12 protein-coding genes are annotated in these 21,333 nt (G+C 57.8%); 7 read left to right on the top strand and 5 right to left on the bottom strand.

What is annotated here, in order from left to right:
• The first annotated feature begins 263 nt into the window (after positions 1-263).
• The 4 genes from AC3ZVB_RS21135 to AC3ZVB_RS21120 all read left to right on the top strand — a co-directional run bounded on the left by AC3ZVB_RS21135 (position 264) and on the right by AC3ZVB_RS21120 (position 7,985).
• Positions 264-4,550: a hypothetical protein gene (locus tag AC3ZVB_RS21135; RefSeq protein ID WP_490147648.1), complete on the top strand. Its 4,287-nt coding sequence runs from the start codon at positions 264-266 to the stop codon at positions 4,548-4,550.
• A gap of 127 nt (positions 4,551-4,677) precedes the next feature.
• On the top strand, positions 4,678-6,825 hold the full coding sequence (locus tag AC3ZVB_RS21130) for an FUSC family protein (protein WP_490147647.1): 2,148 nt from the start codon (positions 4,678-4,680) through the stop codon (positions 6,823-6,825).
• Positions 6,815-7,018 (top strand): DUF1656 domain-containing protein, encoded by a 204-nt coding sequence (locus tag AC3ZVB_RS21125; protein WP_490147646.1) that lies wholly within the window; start codon positions 6,815-6,817, stop codon positions 7,016-7,018. The genes AC3ZVB_RS21130 and AC3ZVB_RS21125 overlap by 11 nt, the downstream gene beginning before the upstream one ends.
• A gap of 1 nt (position 7,019) precedes the next feature.
• The gene (locus tag AC3ZVB_RS21120; RefSeq protein WP_194692178.1) at positions 7,020-7,985 is read left to right on the top strand and encodes an HlyD family secretion protein; all 966 of its coding nucleotides are present in this window, start codon (positions 7,020-7,022) and stop codon (positions 7,983-7,985) included.
• A 253-nt stretch (positions 7,986-8,238) separates the two neighbouring features.
• Here the strand turns inward: AC3ZVB_RS21120 and AC3ZVB_RS21115 are convergent, their stop codons facing one another.
• The 5 genes from AC3ZVB_RS21115 to AC3ZVB_RS21095 all read right to left on the bottom strand — a co-directional run bounded on the left by AC3ZVB_RS21115 (position 8,239) and on the right by AC3ZVB_RS21095 (position 17,402).
• A complete protein-coding gene (locus tag AC3ZVB_RS21115; protein WP_194692179.1) occupies positions 8,239-9,660 on the bottom strand; it encodes an efflux transporter outer membrane subunit in 1,422 nt (473 codons plus the stop codon).
• On the bottom strand, positions 9,660-12,851 hold the full coding sequence (locus tag AC3ZVB_RS21110) for an efflux RND transporter permease subunit (protein ID WP_162440028.1): 3,192 nt from the start codon (positions 12,849-12,851) through the stop codon (positions 9,660-9,662). The genes AC3ZVB_RS21115 and AC3ZVB_RS21110 overlap by 1 nt, the downstream gene beginning before the upstream one ends.
• A 15-nt stretch (positions 12,852-12,866) precedes the next feature.
• Positions 12,867-14,120 carry a multidrug efflux RND transporter periplasmic adaptor subunit MexE gene (gene mexE, locus AC3ZVB_RS21105; protein WP_490147645.1) on the bottom strand — a complete coding sequence of 418 codons (1,254 nt, stop codon included), beginning with the start codon at positions 14,118-14,120 and terminating at the stop codon, positions 12,867-12,869.
• Positions 14,121-14,396: 276 nt separating this feature from the next.
• Positions 14,397-15,941, bottom strand: a complete 1,545-nt coding sequence (locus AC3ZVB_RS21100) for a Fic family protein (protein ID WP_490147644.1) — start codon at positions 15,939-15,941, stop codon at positions 14,397-14,399.
• Positions 15,942-16,385: 444 nt separating this feature from the next.
• Entirely contained in the window at positions 16,386-17,402 is a 1,017-nt protein-coding gene (locus AC3ZVB_RS21095; RefSeq protein ID WP_490147643.1) for a LacI family DNA-binding transcriptional regulator, read from the bottom strand.
• Positions 17,403-17,587: 185 nt separating this feature from the next.
• Between AC3ZVB_RS21095 and AC3ZVB_RS21090 the strand changes: the two genes are divergently transcribed.
• The 3 genes from AC3ZVB_RS21090 to AC3ZVB_RS21080 are packed head-to-tail and all read left to right on the top strand — an operon-like array spanning position 17,588 to position 21,145.
• Positions 17,588-18,754, top strand: a complete 1,167-nt coding sequence (locus AC3ZVB_RS21090; RefSeq protein ID WP_490147642.1) for a Gfo/Idh/MocA family protein — start codon at positions 17,588-17,590, stop codon at positions 18,752-18,754.
• Complete coding sequence (locus AC3ZVB_RS21085; RefSeq protein WP_490147641.1) at positions 18,751-19,854, top strand: sugar phosphate isomerase/epimerase family protein; 1,104 nt, start codon at positions 18,751-18,753, stop codon at positions 19,852-19,854. Before AC3ZVB_RS21090 ends, AC3ZVB_RS21085 begins: the two co-directional genes overlap by 4 nt.
• 55 nt (positions 19,855-19,909) lie before the next feature.
• Positions 19,910-21,145, top strand: coding sequence for a nucleoside permease (locus tag AC3ZVB_RS21080; protein WP_490147640.1), 1,236 nt, complete (start codon positions 19,910-19,912; stop codon positions 21,143-21,145).
• Positions 21,146-21,333 lie beyond the last annotated feature (188 nt).

Here is a 21,333-nt window from a genome sequence, read left to right as displayed (position 1 = left end):
GCTTCGGTCAGGCAGGGCCCTGAGTCAAACCCTGGCTCAGTTCAGCACATACTCCACCGGTTCGAGCGCTGGCGGCAGGTCGGTTTGCCGCTTTCGCAGCGGTTGCAGTGTAGAAGTATGGCGAGCGTCCAATCGCCAGGATTGACGGGGTCCTCAATGGTATCCATCGCTATCACTGTCGTTCAGCCAGGTAGTCAGTCGTCACAGCAATAATGGCGTTTTTTTGAAAGAGGTAAAAACAGCAGCATTTTAGGCTTGTTGAAATGAACCTGCCTGGACCGAACAATCTGATGCTTGCCCCTCGTAACACCACCACTGTCGGTGCTTCGCCACAGCTACCTTTCTCCAACCCCATTGGACGACTGCAAACCCGGCTCTCCAGTACGGTTTTGAACACCGAGAGTAGCCCTGAACTGATGCGCCTCCCGAATATGGGTATAAGCGCAAAGAAGAATGCTGAAATACCTGCGCCACAATTGGACGTTTCGTGCCATTCCTTCAAGCCGGAATTCATTTCTCAGGGGGATGTGGATACTCGATGGACTGCGCTCAAGGAATACTTGACGGGTGCAACCCTGCAGGAGCAGGAAATACTGGAAGTCCTGAGCAGTGGCATTCTGCAAACGGACACAGGCAGGGCCATTAGCGAGCTGTTTGAAAACGCCTTCATTCGCTCGATCAGGTCCCGGGGAAACTTGAGTGAAGCACGACTCAAAGTCATCGTAGATGTCCTGTGCCATTTACCACCTGGCCAATGGCAGGCAGCGCTGGGAGAACAGGCAAGGTTTTCAAGTGATCATCGTGCCGATGGTGTGATGGGGTTTATCCAGTCCAGACTGGATGCTTCAAGCGCTGAGCGGGACGAGAAAATTGCCCACCAACACCTGGTCTCCGATGAACAGTGGGACGCCATCAAGAACATAATCCAGGACGTCGGGCGATATGTTCGTTCCAGCAATAAGATGCTTCACAGCGCCTTTCAGGTGCTCCAGGACCACCGAGACCTACGTCCATCTCCAAAGGATGCACAAAACCATTTGGAGGACGTAAAGCATGCACTTCGTGATTCATCATCCGGCGAGCGCAGGCGTTGGGATGATTCCCTTATTGATAAGGTCGAAGCCGTCTACGATCAGCTCAAACCCGGGTATCAGGGAGCGCCTGCGGAATCGGAGGCAGTAAACACGGATGAATTGATATCGCTGAGGTTTTTCAACACGCCCACACCTGTCGTGAAGGGACAATTCTCACTACTGGAAGAGCTGCAAGGCTTTGAACGTCACGCCAACTTTTACACGTACGTCAGCACGACGGGGCCGGTTATTGCGGAGGGTTTTTTTGCCAGGTTCCTTTACGCCTGCAATGCACTGGATACGTTCGGGGCCTTGAGGCTGGACGCTAGTCATATAACCACCAGGCCCGCTTCGATCCCAAGTAGTCACGCCTGGAAAAATGGTGAGTCCGATCTTCCCAAGTCACCGCTTACGCCAGACCCGGAACAGCCCCAAGCCGACGCCATGGATCCTTTGGCCGGGGTAGGCCAGTTCGCGGCACAAGTGGATGAATTGCTGAGCCGGTTTTTCCGCAATGCTGTGCCTTGGGACAGCGCCCATGCCCAAGAGGAGGTGGAGCTGGAGACCATGCTTGAACCGTTTGGAGAGACGCCTTATCAGCCTACAACGACTGGTTTGCCTCCCGATACGTTCACACGCATTTCAGCGGATATGGAAGTTCTCAAGGAGCAGCTGGGTAATTGGCTCTCCCGCATGAGCTCCAGCTTGCTCGGCACGGGTGCCGCGGTGTTAAGTCGAACGGGCGATTTGATAGAGCAAAACCCAGGTAAAGCGGTGGGAATGTTTGCGGCCTACATGGCGGTCAGTAACTTTTATGCCAGCTGGTTTCTGCCTGAACCGGAGGAAGCGGTGGATCCTTTACGGGGGCTCGACATCCATCCAGAACCAGCGCCTGACGAAGAAGCAGTGGCCCATGAATATGCCATAGAGGGCATTGAGGATTTATTCGAGATTTTTCCGGAATTTGCAGCTGAAGTAAAAAAATTGATCAGCAAGACTGATTACTCCAATCCCGTCGATGATCCGGAGTTGGTTGAAAAACTGGAGGCCCTTTCGCTACGACCCGTACCAGGTGACCCAAATGTGATCTATCGGGATTATCTTTACGAAATCATCGGACAGGCAAAGTTAGACGCTCATGAAGAGTTCGAGGCTGACGCGATCAGCGAGCCAGCGGTCGAGACTCCCGTCTACGCTGAGACCAAACTGTTTGTGGCAGACAAGGCGTCACACGCTATTGAAAAGCGCAGTTTGGATTTTGGGGGGGACATGCTCTTAAACTTAATACCGGGAGTCGCAGCAGCACGCCCGTTAGCACGTTTAATCATTCATGCCGGGCAGCGCTCGTCAGATGCTGAGATCTCCATCGGGCCGGGTGAAGAAATTGCGCCTGGTTTCACGATAAGCCAGGCGGCCCGCACGTTTGTCGATGATTTTGTGGAGCTGCAAATATTATTGGATTCTTCATTGTTTATTCTATCGGAGGTGGAGAAATTAGTTTCCGAATCAGATATATCTGATCATCTAAAAAAAACAACAACCGCTACATCGACTTTCCGTGTTGAATATGTAACCCCGCTTCCAATAGGTAAACATGTCGATATTTTTCAGGAGCATATAAGGGATGAAAGATTTACCCTGGCGGGGTTGATGGCGGGGCAGCATGATAAAGCAAAAAAAGACCTTGAACGGATGACGGTTCATTGGCCCTCTGGATACACCCAGCATTTCAAGGATGCTGTAAATAATATTAATCTTGCAGCAGAACACAATAAGCGTTTGGACAGAATGCTTTGGAAGCCACACACCTATAAGCTTTGGAAAGCTGCATTCGATGTTAATTTGAAAAAGCTGTTGACTGAATATCTCGAAAGCCCAGCGGCGTCCGAGGACGCAATAAAAATTATCAAGAGTTTTTTGAAGGGGGAAACCCGGGTCAGACCTATTGCTATTAAAAATGGTGGGTTTAGTGATGAATTCCATGTGTCTGATGCTGTTTTTTTAACGAGTGAGGGTAAGAGGACGGAAGGGTTATTTGTTTTTCTGGGCGGGAACGCAACGGTTATCGAGAGCCCCGTTGAGCTATTTAGAGAAGGTGGAAAATCAATAGAGGAGTTCCCACAGTTAAGCAGTGAACTGTCGAAACGAATCCCCCTGAAAATCCTGCTGGGTCGCGACGAGGACGATTTTAAGTACAGTCAAGGACGATCTGTCTGGAGTCATGGTATAGATTATAAATGGCCATATGACCCCATCATTATTGGTCGTAAAGATGGTCCTAATCGCTATGGCGAGCAATACGATGTTTTCAAAGTTCTATTCTATAGTGCGACTGTCAAAGCCCGGGAGAATATGGACACCAGGACATCCACGTGGGATGAGCGATTCGTTGACAAACTATTGGAGGTATTAGCAGATACATTAAGGTATTGCGCAATTTTATCGGGTTTGCCAGGGGCACCTACCGCAGGGCTTGCTTTCTTGTTGGGGGCGGGTGCTTCAGCAGTTAAATACACGCAAGGAGAATTGAATGATGACCCCTCGGAGGGCAATCGACTCAAAGCCGCGGCGATTAAGGGGCTTGTTACGCAAATCGCTGCTCCCTACATAGGCCAGATTTTTGGGAGAGTGCCTAATCAAGCAGAGCTGTTTCGAATTACTCTTAAAGTCTATCAACTATTAGAACTAACGAGCTCCTTGCCAAAAGAGATCACTGATTTCCTTCCCGCGTATGGCCATGACTCAACGCCGCTAGGGCCGGGCGCTAGACATATAGAAAAATGGATTGCCCCACGCGTCAGAAACCCTTTGCTTGTTCAGGAAAAATTGACCCGAAAGTTCACCAATAAGCGGGTTTCGGCTCGGCTTAAATCCCTGAGCAAGAAGGGGCCGGAAGCTGCACAACGTCTCATGGATCGCTCGCGCGTCCTGTATTTTAGCGGCCCGAAAGAGGGTTTTGTCTATCGCGGGTTCACGTTATGCGGGAACCTGAGATCTCCTCAGGAGGTGTTCGCTCAGGGTTTTAAAATGAATGCGCCGGTGAACATCATTCAGGACATCAACGGTATGAACGCCAACAGTGGAGTCGATTCCGGCTTGAAAGCGTCCGGATATTACGATAACAACGGTATGGGTGCTTTTCACCAGGGTGGAAAGTCAGGCGGGTACACCTATTTGATCGATGGCAGAGCGATGAATGGTTATGACGTCGCACGCAACAGGAACTGGCAGGCTGACTCCGGATCGCGCACGGGTAATGACCCTTATCAAATAGTCTATGCGCAAGATATTCCAGGTTCGATGATATTGGGCGCCTACGACAGCGCTGGTAAGTTCATACCCAATCAAAGCGCATTGAATCGTGCCATTGGAAAGAGCAGTCCCGGTTCCAGTGCAGACGAAATTCCATTTCCTTTAACGCCATTGGTTCACGCCAATAACGCCACTCAAACACCTCTAAAACCTCAGGCATATTAAATGTAGTCAATGCAGCGACGGATATCCTTTACCGGGTAATCCGTCACGTGTAGCAGGCGGTTAGGGCGGGTGCACAAACACATCCCGTCCGTCCATGCAGTGACTACGCTTGCTGGGAGATGACTCAATGAGCGTTCCCATGCAAGCGTTGCTCCTGTACTTCAAGGCGATCCTCAATCCCGGGCCCAGCGTGTTTTTGTTTGCCCTGAGAACCGTCGCCGCCGGGTTGCTGACGTTGTACCTGGCCTTCCTGTTCGATCTGGACCAGCCCAAGTGGTCAATCATGGCCGTGGTCATCGTCAGTCAGCCGCTCGGCGGCATGGCGCTGGCACGCAGTTTCGGTCAGGTCATTGGCGCCACCTTGGGTGCCATCGTCGCGGTGGTGATCATGGCGATATTTCCCCAGGCGCCACTGCCTTTCATTCTGACCCTTGCCCTGTGGCTGGCCCTGTGCACGGCCGGCGGCACCCTGTTGCGCTACACCAGTTCCCAAGCGTTTGTGCTCAGCGGCTACACCGCGGTGGTGGTGGCTTTGCTGGCGGTGCCGGATCAGGACGGTACGTTCCTGCTGGCGGTGACACGCGTGACGGAAACACTGTTGGCGGTGGCCTGTGTGTGCGTGGTCAGCCTGCTGACGGCGCGACCGGAAACGGTGGCCAGGGATTACTTCACTCGCATCAACCAAGTGATCAAGCTGCTGGCGACCCATGCTGCGGCGGTCATTCGCACGGAAGAAAGTGAAGAAGAATTCCATGGGCGGCAAATGCAGCTACTGGGCGAAATCAGCGCCCTCGAAGGCGTGCGTCGGCACTTGTATTTCGACGCGCCACGGCTGCGCAGTGCCAATGGACTGGTGCAGTTACTGGGTAATCAACTGGTGCTGTTGACCTCACGGCTGATGGCGTTGCGGCATCAGCGCCAGTTGCTGACTGAGCGCCTGGAAGGAGAGTTGACCGAAGAGATACAACTGATTCGTGCTGAGGAATTGCGTTTTCTCGATGAGCTGGCGCAGGAGGGGCGTTCGCTATCGACTGAGTCCCGCCACCACTTGACGGTGTTGCAGCAACGGTTCGATGAACTGGCCTACAGGGCTGAGCAGTTGACCGAAACGATGCCGGCCACCGTGCGCTCGCTGGCGTGGGCGCTGCGCTGGGAGCAGGCGCGGTTGCTGGAACAGTTGGGGCAGATTCTGGAACTGAGTGACGCGATTCAGGAAGAACGGCAAGCCAGTTCGGTATTTCGCGGCCAGGACAATCCCCTGCACCTGGATTTCACCTTGGCGGCGATGAACGCCACCCGGGCCTTTACGGCGTTGGTAGTGGCCGGTCTGATCTGGATCGAGACCGGTTGGGACGGGGCGCGGGGCGGGATGATTCTGGTCGGTATCTTGTGTTCGCTGATGGCAACCTTCCCGCGACCGTTGCTGGCTGCGCAAAGTTACGCCAGGGGCCTGGGCCTGGCGTTGGTGGTATCGGCAATCTACCTGTTCATGCTGGTACCCATGATCAGCAACTTCGAGCTGTTGGCCTTGTTGTTGGCACCGTTGCTGTATGCCGTGGCCGTTGGGCTGGCCAGCCCGGCCACTACGGGAACGGGTATTGGCCTTGGGCTGTCGACGTTTTTGATGGTGGGCCCGCAAAACGTCGGGATCGGCCAGAATTCTGCGATCCAGTGGTTCGAATTTGCCGGTGCGTACATCTGTGCGACGACACTGGCGCTCAGCGTCTATGCGCTGATTTTTCCGTTCAGGCCCGCTCTGCGGATTCGCCGTCTGTACCACGAAAACCGCGAGCAGGTGTACGCCTTGCTGAAAACCCCGGCCACCGATGAGCAACAGTTTGCCTTCGAAAGCCGTATGGTCGATCGGTTGACCATGATGCTGGGTTTGCTGCCTGCGGTTACCGACAAACAGTCCCGAACATTGTTCGAATTCAGTCTGGGGTGCATGGCAGTGGGCGTGGCGTTGAACCAGCTCAGGCAACAAGCCCTGCGCAACACCTTATTGAGTGCCGATGTGCAGCACCGCTTGCTGGCGACCGTTCAGGACACCGGGCGTTTGCTCGCGGGTCGGCCTGGCCTTGCGCTTGATCCGGTGCTCAGCGCCTTGCGTCATCTGGGCGATCATTTGGATACCTTGCACGCTGGCGTCCATGAACACCTCTGGACGGTGTTTCGCATGCGCGTGGCGTTGCTGATCGTCGTGTCGTTCCTGGAACGACACAGGGAACACTTTCAACCTGTCGACCCGGAAGGAGTAGCCGACTTTGCCCATTGATCTGGAAATAGGGGGCGTCTACTTACCGCCCATTGCGCAGGCCCTGTTGCTGGCCTTGCCAATTTTCTTGGCCGTGGACTGGATGCTGCGGCGCATCGGTGTACTGCGTTTCGTCTGGCACGAAGCCTTGTTTGAAGGCGCGCTCTACGCCTGCGTCTGCGCGACGCTGATTCTGCTGATGGGAGCCTGGTGACTTGAAAAAACTACTTCCCCGATTGACGACCGTCGCAATTGTATTGCTGGCCTTCGTGCTGGGCTGGTTCGCCTGGGAGCACTACACGCGCGCGCCGTGGACTCGAGACGCGCGGGTGCGGGCCGATGTGGTGACCTTGTCTGCCGATGTGTCTGGGCGCATCGTCAGCCTTGTCGTTCAGGACAACCAGCACGTCGAAAAGGGCCAGGTTTTGCTGGAGATCGACCCGGCGCGTTACACCCTGGCGGTCGAACATGCCCAGCGCGCGGTGGAGGTGTCCAAGGCAACGCTCGGTCAGTCCGAAGCGACGATTGTGTCCAGTGAAGCCTTGCTCAGACAGCGCGAAAGCGAAGAGCGCCGGCGGCGTACGCTCAAACAGGGTTTCGCGATCTCGGGCGAAGAGTGGGAGAAAGCCAGTACCGAGGTGGCTGTTGCCAAGGCCGAGTTACTGCGCAATCAGGCCAATCTGGGGTTGGCTCAGGCCAACGTGCAGTTGGCCATTGCGGCGCTGACTCAGGCCGAACTGGACTTGCAACGCACCCGAGTGGTGTCCCCGGTCACTGGCTATGTCACCAATCTGCTGACCCGTGAGGGCGACTACGCGACGGCGGGTGGAGCGCTGCTGGCGCTGGTCGACAGCGATTCGTTTTATGTGAGCGGCTACTTCGAGGAAACCAAGCTGCCGCGCATCGAGGAGGGCGATCGCGTGCGGATCGAGTTGATGAGTGGCGAGAGGTTCGGTGGCACGGTGCAAAGCATCGCCTTTGCCATCGCCGACCGGGAAAACCTGCCGGGCGGCCGTTTACTGGCGAATATCAATCCCAGTTACACCTGGGTGAAACTGGCGCAACGGGTGCCGGTGCGGATCCGGATCGACGCGGATTACGCCGCGAAACACCGCTTGCGTGCCGGGACCACGGCCACTGTTACCGTCATGGAAACCCGAGACGCTCAAAATCAACACTAACCCCTGTAGGAGTGAGCCTGCTCGCGATGGCGTCATACCTGTCGACGTCATCGTTGCCTGACACACCGCCATCGCGAGCAGGCTCACTCCTACAGGGGATGTATGTCCGGCGCAGATTTTGTTTTCACCGCTGATCAAAGGTGGGATTGTGGTGAATTCAATAATCGTGCAGACAAAAAAAGCCCCGCGACCGAATGAGACGCGGGGCTGAAAAATGGTCGGTTGCAACCAACCAAAGGGGCCTTTGAAACGGTTACTTCGAGGCGACTGTTTCCGGTGCCCAGCCGCCGCCGAGGGCTTTGTAGATGGCGACGATGCCCCGGTACAAATCGACTTCGGCCTGAGCCTGGGTGTCTTCTGCGGCCAGTCGTTCACGTTGGGCGTCGAGCAGGACGAGGAAGTCCGCCGTGCCTTCGCGGTAGCGAATCTGCGCCAGGTCGGCCGCCGCGCGGCTCGATTCACTTTGACGAATCAGCGAAATCAGGCGTTGCTGGCGTTTGCCGTAGTCGCTGAAGGCATTTTCAGATTCTTCCAGCGCCAGCAGCACTTGCTGCTCGTAGGTCGCCAGGGCGCCTTCGGCATCCGCATCGGCACCGCGTAAACGGGCGCGCACGCTGCCCAGGTCGAACGCCGCCCACGTGATGCTCGGGCCAAGTGCCCAGGCGTTGGCCGCCGAGGAACCGATCTGCGAACCACGCCCGGCGGTGAAGCCAAGGAAGCCGCTGAGGCTGACCCGAGGAAACAGGTCCGCCTTGGCCACGCCGATACGCGCCGTGGCTGAAGCCAGTTGGCGTTCAGCGCTCAGGATGTCCGGACGCCGCTGCAGCAACTCGCCCGGGTTGCCAATCGGCAGCGCCTTGGCAATGGCCGGCAAGTCTTTCGGGCTCAGGTCCACGGTCAGTTTGTCCGGGCGTTCACCCAGCAGCGTGGCAATGCGGTTTTTCTGCCGCACCTGTTCCGCCTGCAATTGCGGCACGCTGGCTTCGACCGACGCCAGCCGCGCATCGGCGCGCTCCACGTCCAGCTGATCGCCCACACCGGCGTCACGCAGGCTGACGGTGATCTTGCGCGACTCCTGCTGATTATTCAGGTTGGCCAGGGCAATTTTTTCCCGCAGCTGTGCGCCGCGCAATTGACCGTAGGCATCCACCAGTTCGGCAATCATGGTGACTTGCAGTTGGTACAGATCCGCCTCGAACGCCTGCTGCTCGGCGTCGGCCGATTCCAGGTTGCGCTGGATACGGCCAAACAGGTCCAGCTCCCACGCCATGTCCAGGCCCAGGTCGTAGCGTTCGCTATTGACCCGTTGGGTGGTCTGGCCTGGAATCTGCCCCTTGGCCAGGTCACTGCTGACCCGGCTGGTGATGGTCGGCATGGCGTCATTGCTGACGTCATCACGAATTGCCCGGGCGGCTTTCCAGCGCGCGAAGGCGACGCGCAGATCGCGGTTGCCTTGCAGCGATTGAACCACCAACTGGTTAAGCGTCGGGTCTTCGAACTGCTGCCACCAGATGCCTTCGAAACGCGAACGGTCGTAGTTCTTCTGACCGGCCGCGCCGTCGGTGGCGGTGGTGATGTTGGCCGGTTCGGTGGCCGGGGTCTTGTAGTCCGGGCCGACGGCGCAGGCACTCAGGGCCAGCACCAGAAGGCTCGGAAGGAAGGCTTTCAGGCTCATTAGTGCGCCTCCGGTTGCTGTTGAAGATTCAGCGCCTTGGCGGCTTTACGCTTTTCACCGCGCTCCACGAAATTACGGATCAACACGTAGAACACCGGCGTCAGCAACAGACCGAAGAAGGTCACCCCAAGCATCCCGGAGAACACGGCGACACCCATGGCGTGGCGCATTTCGGCACCGGCACCGCTGGAGAACACCAGTGGCACAACACCCATGATGAACGCGAAGGAGGTCATCAGGATTGGCCGCAGACGCAGACGGCACGCTTCGAGCACCGCATCGAGCGGGCTCATGCCTTCGTCCTGCTGTTTATCCTTGGCAAACTCGACGATCAGAATCGCGTTCTTACAGGCAAGCCCCACGAGCACAATCAATCCGATCTGGGTGAAGATGTTGTTGTCGCCTCCCCAGGCAATCACACCGGTGATGGCCGACAGCAGGGTCATCGGTACGATCAGGATCACTGCCAGTGGCAGGCTCCAGCTCTCGTATTGAGCGGCGAGTACCAGGAACGCCAGCAGTACACAGAGCGGGAACACGAACAGCGCGGTGTTGCCGGACAGAATCTGCTGGTAGGTCAGGTCGGTCCACTCGTAGACCATGCCATTGGGCAATTCGTCCTTGAGCAGTTTCTCGATCGCTTGTTCGGCCTGGCCGGAGCTGTAGCCGGGGGCTGCCGCGCCGTTGATTTCAGCAGTAATGAAACCGTTGTAGTGCATCACGCGGTCCGGCCCCGAGGTGTCGCTGACCTTGATGAAGGTCGCCAGCGGGATCATCTCGCCCTTGTTGTTGCGCACTTTCAGCTGGCCGATCTGGTCCGGCTCGAGACGGAACTGCTGTTCTGCCTGAACGTTGACCTGATAGGTGCGGCCGAAACGGTTGAAGTCGTTGGCATACAGCGAGCCCAGGTAGATTTGCAGGGTGTCGAAGATGTCGCTGACGGCCACGCCGTGGGTCTTGGCTTTTTCTCGGTCGATAGCCGCATCGACCTGGGGCACGTTCACGGTGTAGCTGGTGAACAGGCCGGCCAGTTCAGGCACGTTGTGGCTCTTGTTGATGATGTTCATGGTTTCTTTGTACAGCTCGTCGTAGCCCAGGTTGCCCCGGTCTTCGATCTGCAGGCGGAAGCCACCAATGGTGCCCAGGCCTTGTACCGGCGGTGGCGGGAAGATCGCCATGTAGGCTTCCTGAATCCCGGCGAACTGGCCATTCAACGCACCGGCAATCGCGCCGGCGGACATGCTCGGGTCTTTACGCTCGTCGAACGGTTTCAAGGTCACGAACACGATGCCGGCGTTAGGACTGTTGGTGAAGCCGTTGATCGACAGGCCCGGGAAGGCCACGGCGCTTTCTACGCCAGGCTGTTTCAGGGCCAGGTCGGACATACGCTTGATCACGTCTTCGGTACGGTCAAGACTCGCCGCATCCGGCAGTTGGGCGAAGGCCACCAGGTATTGCTTGTCCTGGCCAGGCACGAAACCGGTCGGGGTGTGGGCGAAACCGAAGAAGGTCAGCACCATCAGGCCGGCGTACACCAGCAGGGCGATACCGCTGCTGCGGATGACCCGGGCGACGGTCCCGACATAGCCATGGCTGGCGCGTTCGAAGAACCGGTTGAACGGACGGAACAGCCAGCCGCCCAAGAGCTTGTCCAGCACTTTGGTAAAGCGATCTTTCGGCGCGTTGTGGCTCTTGAGCAGCACGGCGGCCAGGGCAGGAGACAGGGTCAGCGAGTTGAACGCCGAGATCACGGTCGAGATGGCGATGGTCAGGGCGAACTGTTTGTAGAACTGGCCGGTGAGGCCGGAAATGAACGCCGCCGGGATGAATACCGCACACAGCACCAGCGCCGTCGCGATGATCGGCCCGGTCACCTCACGCATGGCTTTCTTGGTGGCTTCTACGGGCGTCTCTCCCAGCTCGATGTGCCGTTCAACGTTCTCCACCACTACGATGGCGTCATCCACCACGATGCCGATGGCCAGCACCAATCCGAACAGGGAAAGGGCGTTCAACGAGAAGCCGAACAGGTGCATCACCGCGAACGTACCGATCAACGACACCGGCACCGCTACCAATGGAATGATCGAGGCACGCCAGGTTTGCAGGAACAGAATCACCACCAGGACAACCAGAATCAGTGCTTCGAAGAGGGTGTGAACCACCGCCTCGATGGAACCGCGCACGAAAATGGTCGGGTCATAGACGATGCTGAAGTCCATGCCTTCCGGGAAGCTCTTTTTCAGTTCGGCCATCTTGCCGCGCACTTCATTGGAAATGTCGATGGCGTTGGAGCCTGGACGCTGGAAGATCGGAATCGCCACCGCCGGTTGGTTGTTCAGCAACGAACGCAGGGCGTATTGGCTGGAACCCAGCTCAATGCGGGCGATGTCCTTGAGGCGCGTGATTTCACCGTTGTCGCCGGAACGAATGATGATGTTCTCGAACTCTTCCTCGGAAACCAGACGTCCCTGGGTGTTGACCGACAGCTGGAACGCGGTGGCATTCGGCGCAGGAGGAGCGCCCAGTGCACCTGCAGCGACTTGACGGTTCTGCTCACGAATCGCACTGACGACATCGGTGGCGGTCAGGTTGCGCGAAGCGGTCTTGTTCGGATCGAGCCATACACGCAGCGAGTAATCGCCCATGCCAAACAACTGCACGTCGCCGACACCGCCCAGACGTGCCAGCTCATCCTTGATGTTGAGCAAGGCATAGTTGGACAGGTAGAGCATGTCGTAGCGTTTGTCCGGCGAGGTCAAGTGCACAACCATGGTCAGGTCGGGCGATGCCTTGTCGACGGTGATGCCTATGCGCGTCACTTCTTCTGGAAGCTTGGGCTCGGTCCGGGTCACGCGGTTCTGCACCTGCACCTGAGCGTTGTCCAGGTCAGTGCCCAGGGCGAAAGTGATGGTCAGGGTGATCTTGCCGTCAGCGGTGGACTGCGAGGACATGTACAGCATGTTCTCGACGCCAGTGATGGCTTGCTCCAGCGGAGCGGCCACGGTTTCACCGATGACTTTAGGGTTGGCTCCCGGGAAGTTGGCGCGGACCACAACGGTCGGCGGCACGACTTCCGGGTATTCGCTGATCGGCAACTGGAACAGCGAGATGGCACCGGCGATCAGGATCAGCAGCGACAGCACTGCTGCGAAGATCGGCCGCGAAATGAAGAATTGGGAAAAATTCATCGGAGTTGTCGTCCCTTAACCGCGTGGAGTCGCGACAGCCACTTTCACAACCGAACCCGGCGCGACCTTGGCAGGTGCGACTTGGGGCAGGTTGCTGGCTTCCAGCGCTTGTCGTTGTTGAGCGAGAGCCGCGAGGGTTTGTTCGCTGGCCATAGGGATCACTTCAGGGGAGACCGGAGAACCAGGACGCACCCGTTGCAAACCTTTGACGATGACGGTGTCATCCTTGGACAGGCCGTTACGCACGATGCGCAGACCTTCGATCTTCGGACCCAACTCGACGGCGCGGTAGGCGGTTTTGTTGTCAGCGTCCATCACCAGCACGAACTTTTTACCCAGGTCGGTACCGACTGCTTCGTCGTTGATCAGCACGGCGGAATAGGTGCCGCTGCCGACCAGTTTCAAGCGTGCGTACAGGCCAGGGGTGTAGGTGCCGTCGGTGTTGTCGAACACTGCACGACCGCGGATGGTGCCGGTTTTCGGGTTGACCTGGTTGTCGACGAAGTTCATCACGCCCTGATGCGGGTTACCGTCTTCGTTGGACAGGCCGAGGTAAACCGGGGTGGATGCGCCGCGTTTCCCCTGACGAGCCAGTTGGCTGTATTTGAGGAATACACGCTCGTCGGCGTCGAAGTAGGCGTAGACCTTGTCAGTGGAGACAACACTGGTGAGCGCTGTGGTGTCGGCGGTGACCAGGTTACCGGCGGTGATTTCCGCACGGCTGACACGGCCGCTGATCGGCGCGGTCACGCGGGTAAAACTCAGGTTCAGTTTGGCGAGGTCCAGTTGCGCCTGAAGGGCACCGACCGCCGCGCGGGCTTCCTGGGAGGCGCTGGTGCGCGAATCGGCCAGCTCGGCGGAAATCGCATTGCTGGTACGCAGGCGCTCACCGCGTTGGGCTTCGTTTTCGCTGCGGGTGGCGTTGGCGCGGGACTGGGCAACCAGGGCTTCGAGGCGGCGGACCTCGGCCTGGAACGGACGCGGATCGATCTGGAACAGCAGGTCGCCTTTCTTGACCAATGCGCCTTCAGTGAAGGCCACTTCGTCGATCTGCCCGGAGACCCGAGGGCGTATTTCTACAGTTTCCGGGGCTTCGAGGCGGCCGGTGAATTCGTCCCATTCGTTGACGGGTTGTTCGAGCACCTTGGCCACGCTGACCTTGGCAGCAGGCATGGCGGCCGCCGTATCCGGAGTCTTGCCGCAGGCGCTCATCACCAGTACGGCCAACAAGGCCAACGGGAAGCGCAAATGTTTAAGTGACTGTTCCATGGATGCATCCGCCAATGTATTGAGAATGGACGGATGATGCTCGGCAGGGTTGTATCGCACGAATCGAATGAAGCAAAGGTAACTATCATTCGGAATGATATAAGACCGAAGTTAGCCCTCTAGTCTGCACCTTTCGTTAGGGGGCTATCAATTGGTTTGATGACAATTCAGTGTTGCGGGAAGTGCAAAGGATGGGCTGGAAACCGAGGCGCGGCCATCGCGGGCAAGCCACGCTCCCACAGGGGCGAGAAAACTACGCGAAACGGTCTGGATGCATCACTCTTCGCCGGTTTCCACTTCCCGTTCTTCGAATGCAGAGCGCACGGCTTCCACCACACGTTCCGCCCGGTGAGCGTCAGCCAGTTGCGGATACGCTTTTTTCAATTTACCGGATACCTGCCAGCCTTGTTCCTTGAGTGAGCGAATGATGCGGTTGGCGTCCTGATCCGGCATTTCCAGCACCTCTTTGAGTCGCTCCTGGGCGCGCTGGAAAATGACCAGCACGCGTGCTTCCTCGACCATCTCGGTACGGACCGTATGCGCCACGACCTGCGCCGTGTACAGGACATGCTCCGTCAAATCGGGATAGCGCCCCGCGAATTGCGCATCGGCGTAGTCATCGAAGACGAGGTTGCTGCGGGTGCCGTCCTCGTAGACGACTAGTTCGCCAAACCGATAAGACGCTGCATAGCGTTGCATGAACGGTCGTGAAAACACCTCCAGCGTACGATCGTAGCGCGCCCGGAAATCAATCGAACTTGTAATGGTGGCCGACACCGGCAGGATCACGCCATCAGGCACCGCCCGGTCACGGATCAGGCTGTCGTTGATCAGGAAGCGATGAATCCGGCCATTGCCGTCGCGCATCGGATGGATATACACAAAGGCGAAGGCGATTGCACCTGCTCGAGCCAGCGGCTCGGCGCCACGTGTTGCGTGCTCGAATGCTTTCAGACCGTCGAGCAGTTGTGTCACTACCTCAAATTGCGGCGCAATGTAGTGCACGAAGTCCTCGCGTATGGTCGCCTGTCCCACGAAGACTGGGGAGCGCCGCAGGCCCAGCCCTAACGCCTCATGACCTAAAATACCGGCTTGCAATGTGTGCAGGCTGTCGTTGCTCAACGGGTCTTCGATGTGGCCACAGTACTGGGCAATCACATGGGCAAACCGCTGAATCCTGTCGGCCTTGTCTGCCTCTCTCTCGATCAGGAAGCTCGCACGAGACTCCTTGAATGTCAGCCAGCTGGCGGTGCGCATCAGGATATCGGCACCAAAGGTTTGATTCAGCTCGCGAAGTGCCGCATCCAGGTCAAATTGCAACGCTTCCTGCACGGTCTCGGTACGGCGGACCAAGGGGCAGAACTCCGCCACGCCGGGCAGATTATCGTTGATGCGCCAGCGCCGTATCCGCCGTGGCTCGACTCGGGTGAGGTATTTCTTTGACGAGATGGCATCGACATAGCCGCCATTGGTGACATCTGGCACATCCAGATGCGCTCCAGTCAGCCACTCATAAAGGAATCCGGTGCGGCGGGCGTATTGGCCAAAGGGCGATTGTCGGCACCAGGTTTCGATGGGCTCTGGGCCAACAACAGCAAACAGGCGGGCGAAAAATTCGAGGTGAATTTCCTCGTATTTGAGCCCAAACTCGAAATGCCCCGCGAAGTCGTCAGCAGGCTGGTAGCTGGCGGGATACTTGCTCTCGACATGCCCGTTGTTCTCGCGGCTCATGCGTGTCGTACCCATCACCGATTCGACACGTAGGGGTTGTGCAAGCGCGATACCGTAGCGATCCGCGAGTGCCTTGAAGCCTACTTGCATGGTTGAATCCCCTAACGAGCACTAAAAAATGATAGCCAGAAGGGGATACTACGCGAAAACGATAATTTGATGGGCATGAAGACTGTGCTTACGTGTCCTCGAGAACCCGCACAGTCAAAGACTGTCCGGATCCCCAAAGAACATTTGACTGGGCTCTAAAACGGTGTTTTCAGGTCGTTAAAAACTAACGATGCCCCCATATTTGCCCCCAATGGTGCGAGATGCGCGAGCGATTGCGAACGGCGATCTTTCAACTAAGCGTATGAGTGGAGGAGGTTACCTTCGATCGGATGTGGTCGCGCCCCTACCACAATCCTGCCTAATGGCCCTTCTAGGAAAGCCGCAAAACACTCCTTGATTCATATGCCGAGGTATCACTGATCCGGTCAGCCTCTTGCTAGCCACTATCTTTGCTGATCCTGGTGTGGCCACTTTTCTAAGATATCAAAAGCGCCCCTCTGTCTTTTGTACTGACGGGGCAGCAGAGCTTTTACGTATCGTCAGTTCAAAAGGCAGGATCACATGCTGCTGAAGATTGGTTTTTTTCTCGATCAGGTTGATCAGCATCTCCACGGCCCTGCGCCCAAAGCCTTCGGCGGGCTGGGCGATGGTGGTCAGCGGCGGATCACTGTAATGCGCCAACGGAATATCATCGAATCCCACCAAAGAGATGTCTTCAGGCACGCGTAGGCCTGCTTCCTTGATGCGCTTGAGCGCGCCAATGGCCATCTCGTCGTTCTCGCAAAACAGCGCAGTAGGGCGATCGGGTAGCGTCAGCAGGGTGGCAGCACCGTCATAGCCGGCGCGCAAGCTGAAGTCGCCATGGCAAATAATCGCCGGGTCGCTGGTGAGGCCTGCCTGAGCCAATGCCGCCTGGTAGCCCGCCACTCGATCCTGGGTCAGTGGACTGCTTTGAGGGCCCTTGATCAAGCCAATCCGACGATGCCCCAAACCGATCAGGTGTTCGGTCATCGCTTTGGCGGCTGCCTGGTTATCGAGGCTAATGGTGGGATGGCGTCCGCCCTTGATCACTTCGCAGGCGTTGATCATCGGCGGCGTGTCTGCGCGGTCTGCCGGAAAAGGATCGTAGGCACGCAACTGAATCACGCCATCGGCCTGATGGGCGTCAACCAGTTCGGCAAACTCGCGCTCGATGTCTTCGCGGCCCTGGGTGTCGCAGAGTAACAGTCGATAACCCGCGGATTGAGCGGCCTGTTGTGCGCCGCTTATCACGCGCGCAAAAAACGTGTTGGCAATTTTCGGGACGAGGATGACCAGGTTGGCGGTGCGCCGAGAGCGAAACTGGACTGCCATCAAGTTGGGGCGATAACCCGCCTGTTCGACGGCCGCGTTGACCTTGTCGCGAGTGGCCTGACGTACGCGGTCGGGTGATGTCAGGGTGCGCGATACGGTAGCCACCGAAACGCCGGCGAGCCGGGCGACTTCACGAATATTGGACAAAATCACCTCATGTTTGAACTGAGCGTCGGGCGAGCTTACAGCAGGTCTGCCTGCGCTTGAATCCTCGCGACCGTGGATTATCGATTTGACAGCTTACTCTCCAGCGCATAAATTCCAGTTGAAATGTATCCGGTTACATTTTGATGGAAACAGCTTTCAACCGAACCGGACAGAGAAGGTCAGCGATGAACACAGTGATACCCAAAATAAGAATGGGCTTTGTCGGTGGGGGGGAGGGTTCGTTTATCGCCCAGGCTCATCACCAGGCCGCGGGGCTCGATGGGCGCTTTGAGCTGGTTTGCGGTGCGTTCAGTCGCGACGCGCAGAACAACCTGCGTACGGGCAGCTACCTGGGCCTGGCGCAATCACGCTGCTACAGCACATGGCAATCAATGCTGGAGGCCGAGCGCGCGCTGCCGGCCGAACAGCGCATGGAACTGCTGGTGATTGTCACCCCCAATCATCTTCACGCACCGGTGGCCAGCGAAGCGCTGGCCGCCGGTTTCCATGTGTTCAGCGAGAAGCCCGCGGCCTTGAACCTGGCTGAGCTGCAGGCCCTGAAAACCCGTTTGCACAGCAGCGTTGGGCTCTATGGCCTGGCCCACACCTACCTCGGTTACCCCATGGTCTGGCAAGCGCGGGAAATGGTGCGCAGTGGCTTGATTGGCGTGGTGCGAAAGGTCCTGGTGGAGTATCCCCAGGGCTGGCTCAGCCAGGATGTGGCCGGGCAGGGCAACAAGCAGGCCGAGTGGCGTGGGCAGCCGGAACTGTCCGGAGTGGGCGGCTGCATCGCCGATATCGGCACCCATGCTTTTTCCCTGGCGGAGTTTGTGGCTGATCAAACCGTCACCCACCTGTGTGCCAGTCTGGGTGTGCACGTCGAAGGCCGTCAGTTGGATGACGACGCCGCGATGCTGCTAAAGATGGAGCAGGGCGCCAGTGGCGTGCTGATCGCCAGCCAGGTCTGCGCGGGGGAAGAGAACCCGCTGAGTATTCGTGTCTACGGTGACAAGGGCGGCCTTGAATGGCGCCAGGAACAACCCGCCAGCCTGATTCATCGTTCATTGGAGCAACCGATGCGCGTCTTGCGCTCCGGCACCGGGCAGCCGTGGTTGTGCGAGGCCGCGACCCAGCGTATGCGCTTGCCCGCTGGTCATCCCGAAGGTTACCTGGAAGCCATGGCCAATCTGTATGGCGATTTTGCCCAGGCTATTCGCGGCGAGGTTGAAGGCCACACCGCGCCGGGTGTGCCGGGGATCGAGGTGGGCCTGCGTGGCATGGCCTTTATCGAAGCGGCCATCGCCAGCCACACCAGCGATGCCAAGTGGACCCCGCTGGAGTGCAGCCGATGAAACCGCAGACGGCTGCCGTGCCCCCGAATGCCCTTGCCCCTCAAGGCCTGCGTGGCCCCGGGATATTCCTGGCGCAGTTCATCACCGATGAAGCGCCTTTCGACACTCTGGCCAATATCGCCCAATGGGCAGCGTCCCAGGGCTACATAGCCATTCAACTACCGACCCTGGGCACGCGCTACATCGACCTTGAACGCGCAGCCGAAAGCCAGAGCTATTGCGATGATCTGAAGGCCGTCTGCGCCAGCGCCGGGGTTGAAATCAGCGAACTGTCCACCCACCTGCAAGGGCAGTTGGTGGCCGTGCACCCGGCGTTCGATGCGCTGTTCGATGACTTCGCGCCGGCTCATCTGCGTGGCCAGCCCCAGGCGCGTACCGAGTGGGCGATCGAGCAATTGAAGCTGGCAGCACGGGCCAGCCAGCGTTTGGGCCTGACGGCACACGCAACGTTTTCCGGGGCCTTGCTCTGGCCCTATATGTACCCCTGGCCACAGCGCCCGGCCGGTTTGGTGGAGCAAGGTTTTGCCGAACTGGCCAAGCGCTGGCTGCCGATCCTCGACTGTTTTGATCAGGCCGGCGTCGACTTATGCTACGAAATTCACCCGGGTGAAGACCTGCACGACGGCGCCTCATTCGAGCGTTTCCTCGAGGCGGTCAATCATCATCCCCGTGCGGCCATCCTCTATGACCCCAGCCACCTATTGCTTCAGCAAATGGACTACCTGGGGTTTATCGACCGTTATCACTCACGCATCCGCATGTTCCACGTCAAGGACGCGGAGTTCCGTCCCGATGCGCGCTCCGGTGTCTATGGCGGTTACCAGGGTTGGGTCGAGCGCCCCGGGCGTTTCCGCTCGTTGGGTGATGGGCAGATCGATTTCAAGTCGATCTTCAGCAAGCTCAGCCAGTACGGCTTCAGCGGTTGGGCGGTTCTGGAATGGGAATGCTGCCTGAAGGACTCCGCCCAAGGCGCCGCCGAAGGTGCAGGGTTCATTCGCGAGCACATGATCACTCGAAGCCAAAAGGCCTTTGACGACTTTGTCAGCGTGGCCAGCGATACGGCGTCCAACCGGCGTTTGCTGGGATTACCCGACGCCTGAGCTTGACCTTTTTCCTTCGATAACAACCTTCAATAAAAACAAGACGGTGACTGTTATGACGTGGATGAGTGCGCGCTTGAGCGCCATGATGTTTCTGCAGTTTTTTATCTGGGGTAGCTGGTTCGTCACCCTGGGCACTTTTCTGTCCAGCCAACTGGGCGCCAGCGGTGGCCAGATCGGCATGGCGTTCTCGACTCAGTCCTGGGGCGCGATCATTGCGCCGTTTGTGATTGGGCTGATCGCCGACCGTTTTTTCAATGCCGAACGCATTCTGGCGGTGCTGCATCTGGTGGGGGCGGTGTTGCTCTATCAGCTCTACCAGGCGCCAGATTTTGCTGCGTTCTATCCCTACGTGCTGGCCTACATGATGATCTACATGCCGACCCTGGCATTGGTCAACTCGGTGGCCTTCCGGCAGATGCGCGACCCGGCGCTGGAGTTTGCGCGCATTCGTGTGTGGGGCACCGTGGGCTGGATTGTCGCCGGTGTGGTGATCAGTTTTGTCTTTGCCTGGGACGCCAAAGCCGCGATTGCTTCCGGTGCGCTGCGCAACACCTTCCTGATGGCGGCCCTGGCGTCTCTGCTGCTGGGCGTCTACAGCTTCACGCTGCCGAGTACGGCACCGCTGAAAGCGGCGCAAACTCGAACCGGTATGAAACAGATCCTCGGCCTGGATGCCCTGGGCCTGTTGAAAGACCGCAGCTACCTAGTGTTTTTCATTGCCTCGATCCTGATCTGTATCCCGCTGGCGTTCTATTACCAGAATGCCAACCCATTCCTTGCCGACATCGGCATGACCAATCCCACGGCAAAGATGGCCATCGGACAGGTCTCCGAAGTCCTGTTCATGCTCCTGCTCCCGCTGTTCATTCACCGCTTCGGTATAAAGATTGCCTTATTGATGGGCATGCTGGCGTGGGCTTTGCGCTATGTGTTGTTCGCCTACGGTAACAACACCGACCTGGCTTTTATGCTGTTCACCGGTATCGCCCTGCACGGTATCTGCTACGACTTTTTCTTTGTGTCCGGGCAGATCTATACCGACGCGAAAATCCCTGAGCGTTTCAGAAGCTCGGCCCAGGGCCTGATTACCCTGGCCACCTACGGCGTTGGCATGCTGATCGGTTTCTGGGTCGCAGGCCATGTCTCCGATTACTACGCCACCCCTGCGGGTCACCAGTGGCAGAGCATCTGGTTGTTCCCGGCGTTCTTTTCCCTAGGTGTCGTGCTGGTGTTCATGTTTACCTTTCGCGATGCGTCACGGTCAGAGTTGGCACCTGCCAAGGCTTGAGCGGCTGCGACTTGATAGCAACCCATCAGGAAATGGCGATGCGCGGGGCGGGCAAAAACTGAATGGCGAACCGAATGCCTTTCAGAGCCCCGCGTTGGACAGTGCGATATCAGTCGTGAGCGGGTGACACCGAGAGATCACGCCACGCAGCCAGTTCCTCATGACGCTTCTGAAGTTCGTCTTCAAAA

This window comes from Pseudomonas sp. MDV22-iso1 (assembly GCF_058145095.1).
The sequence above is the reverse complement of the archived record's forward strand: the minus strand, read 5'-3'. Positions and strand labels throughout refer to the sequence as shown.

Coding starts and splice junctions, on each gene's coding strand:
- AC3ZVB_RS21110 (WP_162440028.1), bottom strand. CDS start 12,851: ATGAATTTTTCCCAATTCTTCATTTCGCGGCCGATCTTCGCAGCAGTG.
- mexE (WP_490147645.1), bottom strand. CDS start 14,120: ATGGAACAGTCACTTAAACATTTGCGCTTCCCGTTGGCCTTGTTGGCC.
- AC3ZVB_RS21130 (WP_490147647.1), top strand. CDS start 4,678: ATGAGCGTTCCCATGCAAGCGTTGCTCCTGTACTTCAAGGCGATCCTC.
- AC3ZVB_RS21090 (WP_490147642.1), top strand. CDS start 17,588: ATGAACACAGTGATACCCAAAATAAGAATGGGCTTTGTCGGTGGGGGG.
- AC3ZVB_RS21115 (WP_194692179.1), bottom strand. CDS start 9,660: ATGAGCCTGAAAGCCTTCCTTCCGAGCCTTCTGGTGCTGGCCCTGAGT.
- AC3ZVB_RS21100 (WP_490147644.1), bottom strand. CDS start 15,941: ATGCAAGTAGGCTTCAAGGCACTCGCGGATCGCTACGGTATCGCGCTT.
- AC3ZVB_RS21135 (WP_490147648.1), top strand. CDS start 264: ATGAACCTGCCTGGACCGAACAATCTGATGCTTGCCCCTCGTAACACC.
- AC3ZVB_RS21080 (WP_490147640.1), top strand. CDS start 19,910: ATGACGTGGATGAGTGCGCGCTTGAGCGCCATGATGTTTCTGCAGTTT.
- AC3ZVB_RS21085 (WP_490147641.1), top strand. CDS start 18,751: ATGAAACCGCAGACGGCTGCCGTGCCCCCGAATGCCCTTGCCCCTCAA.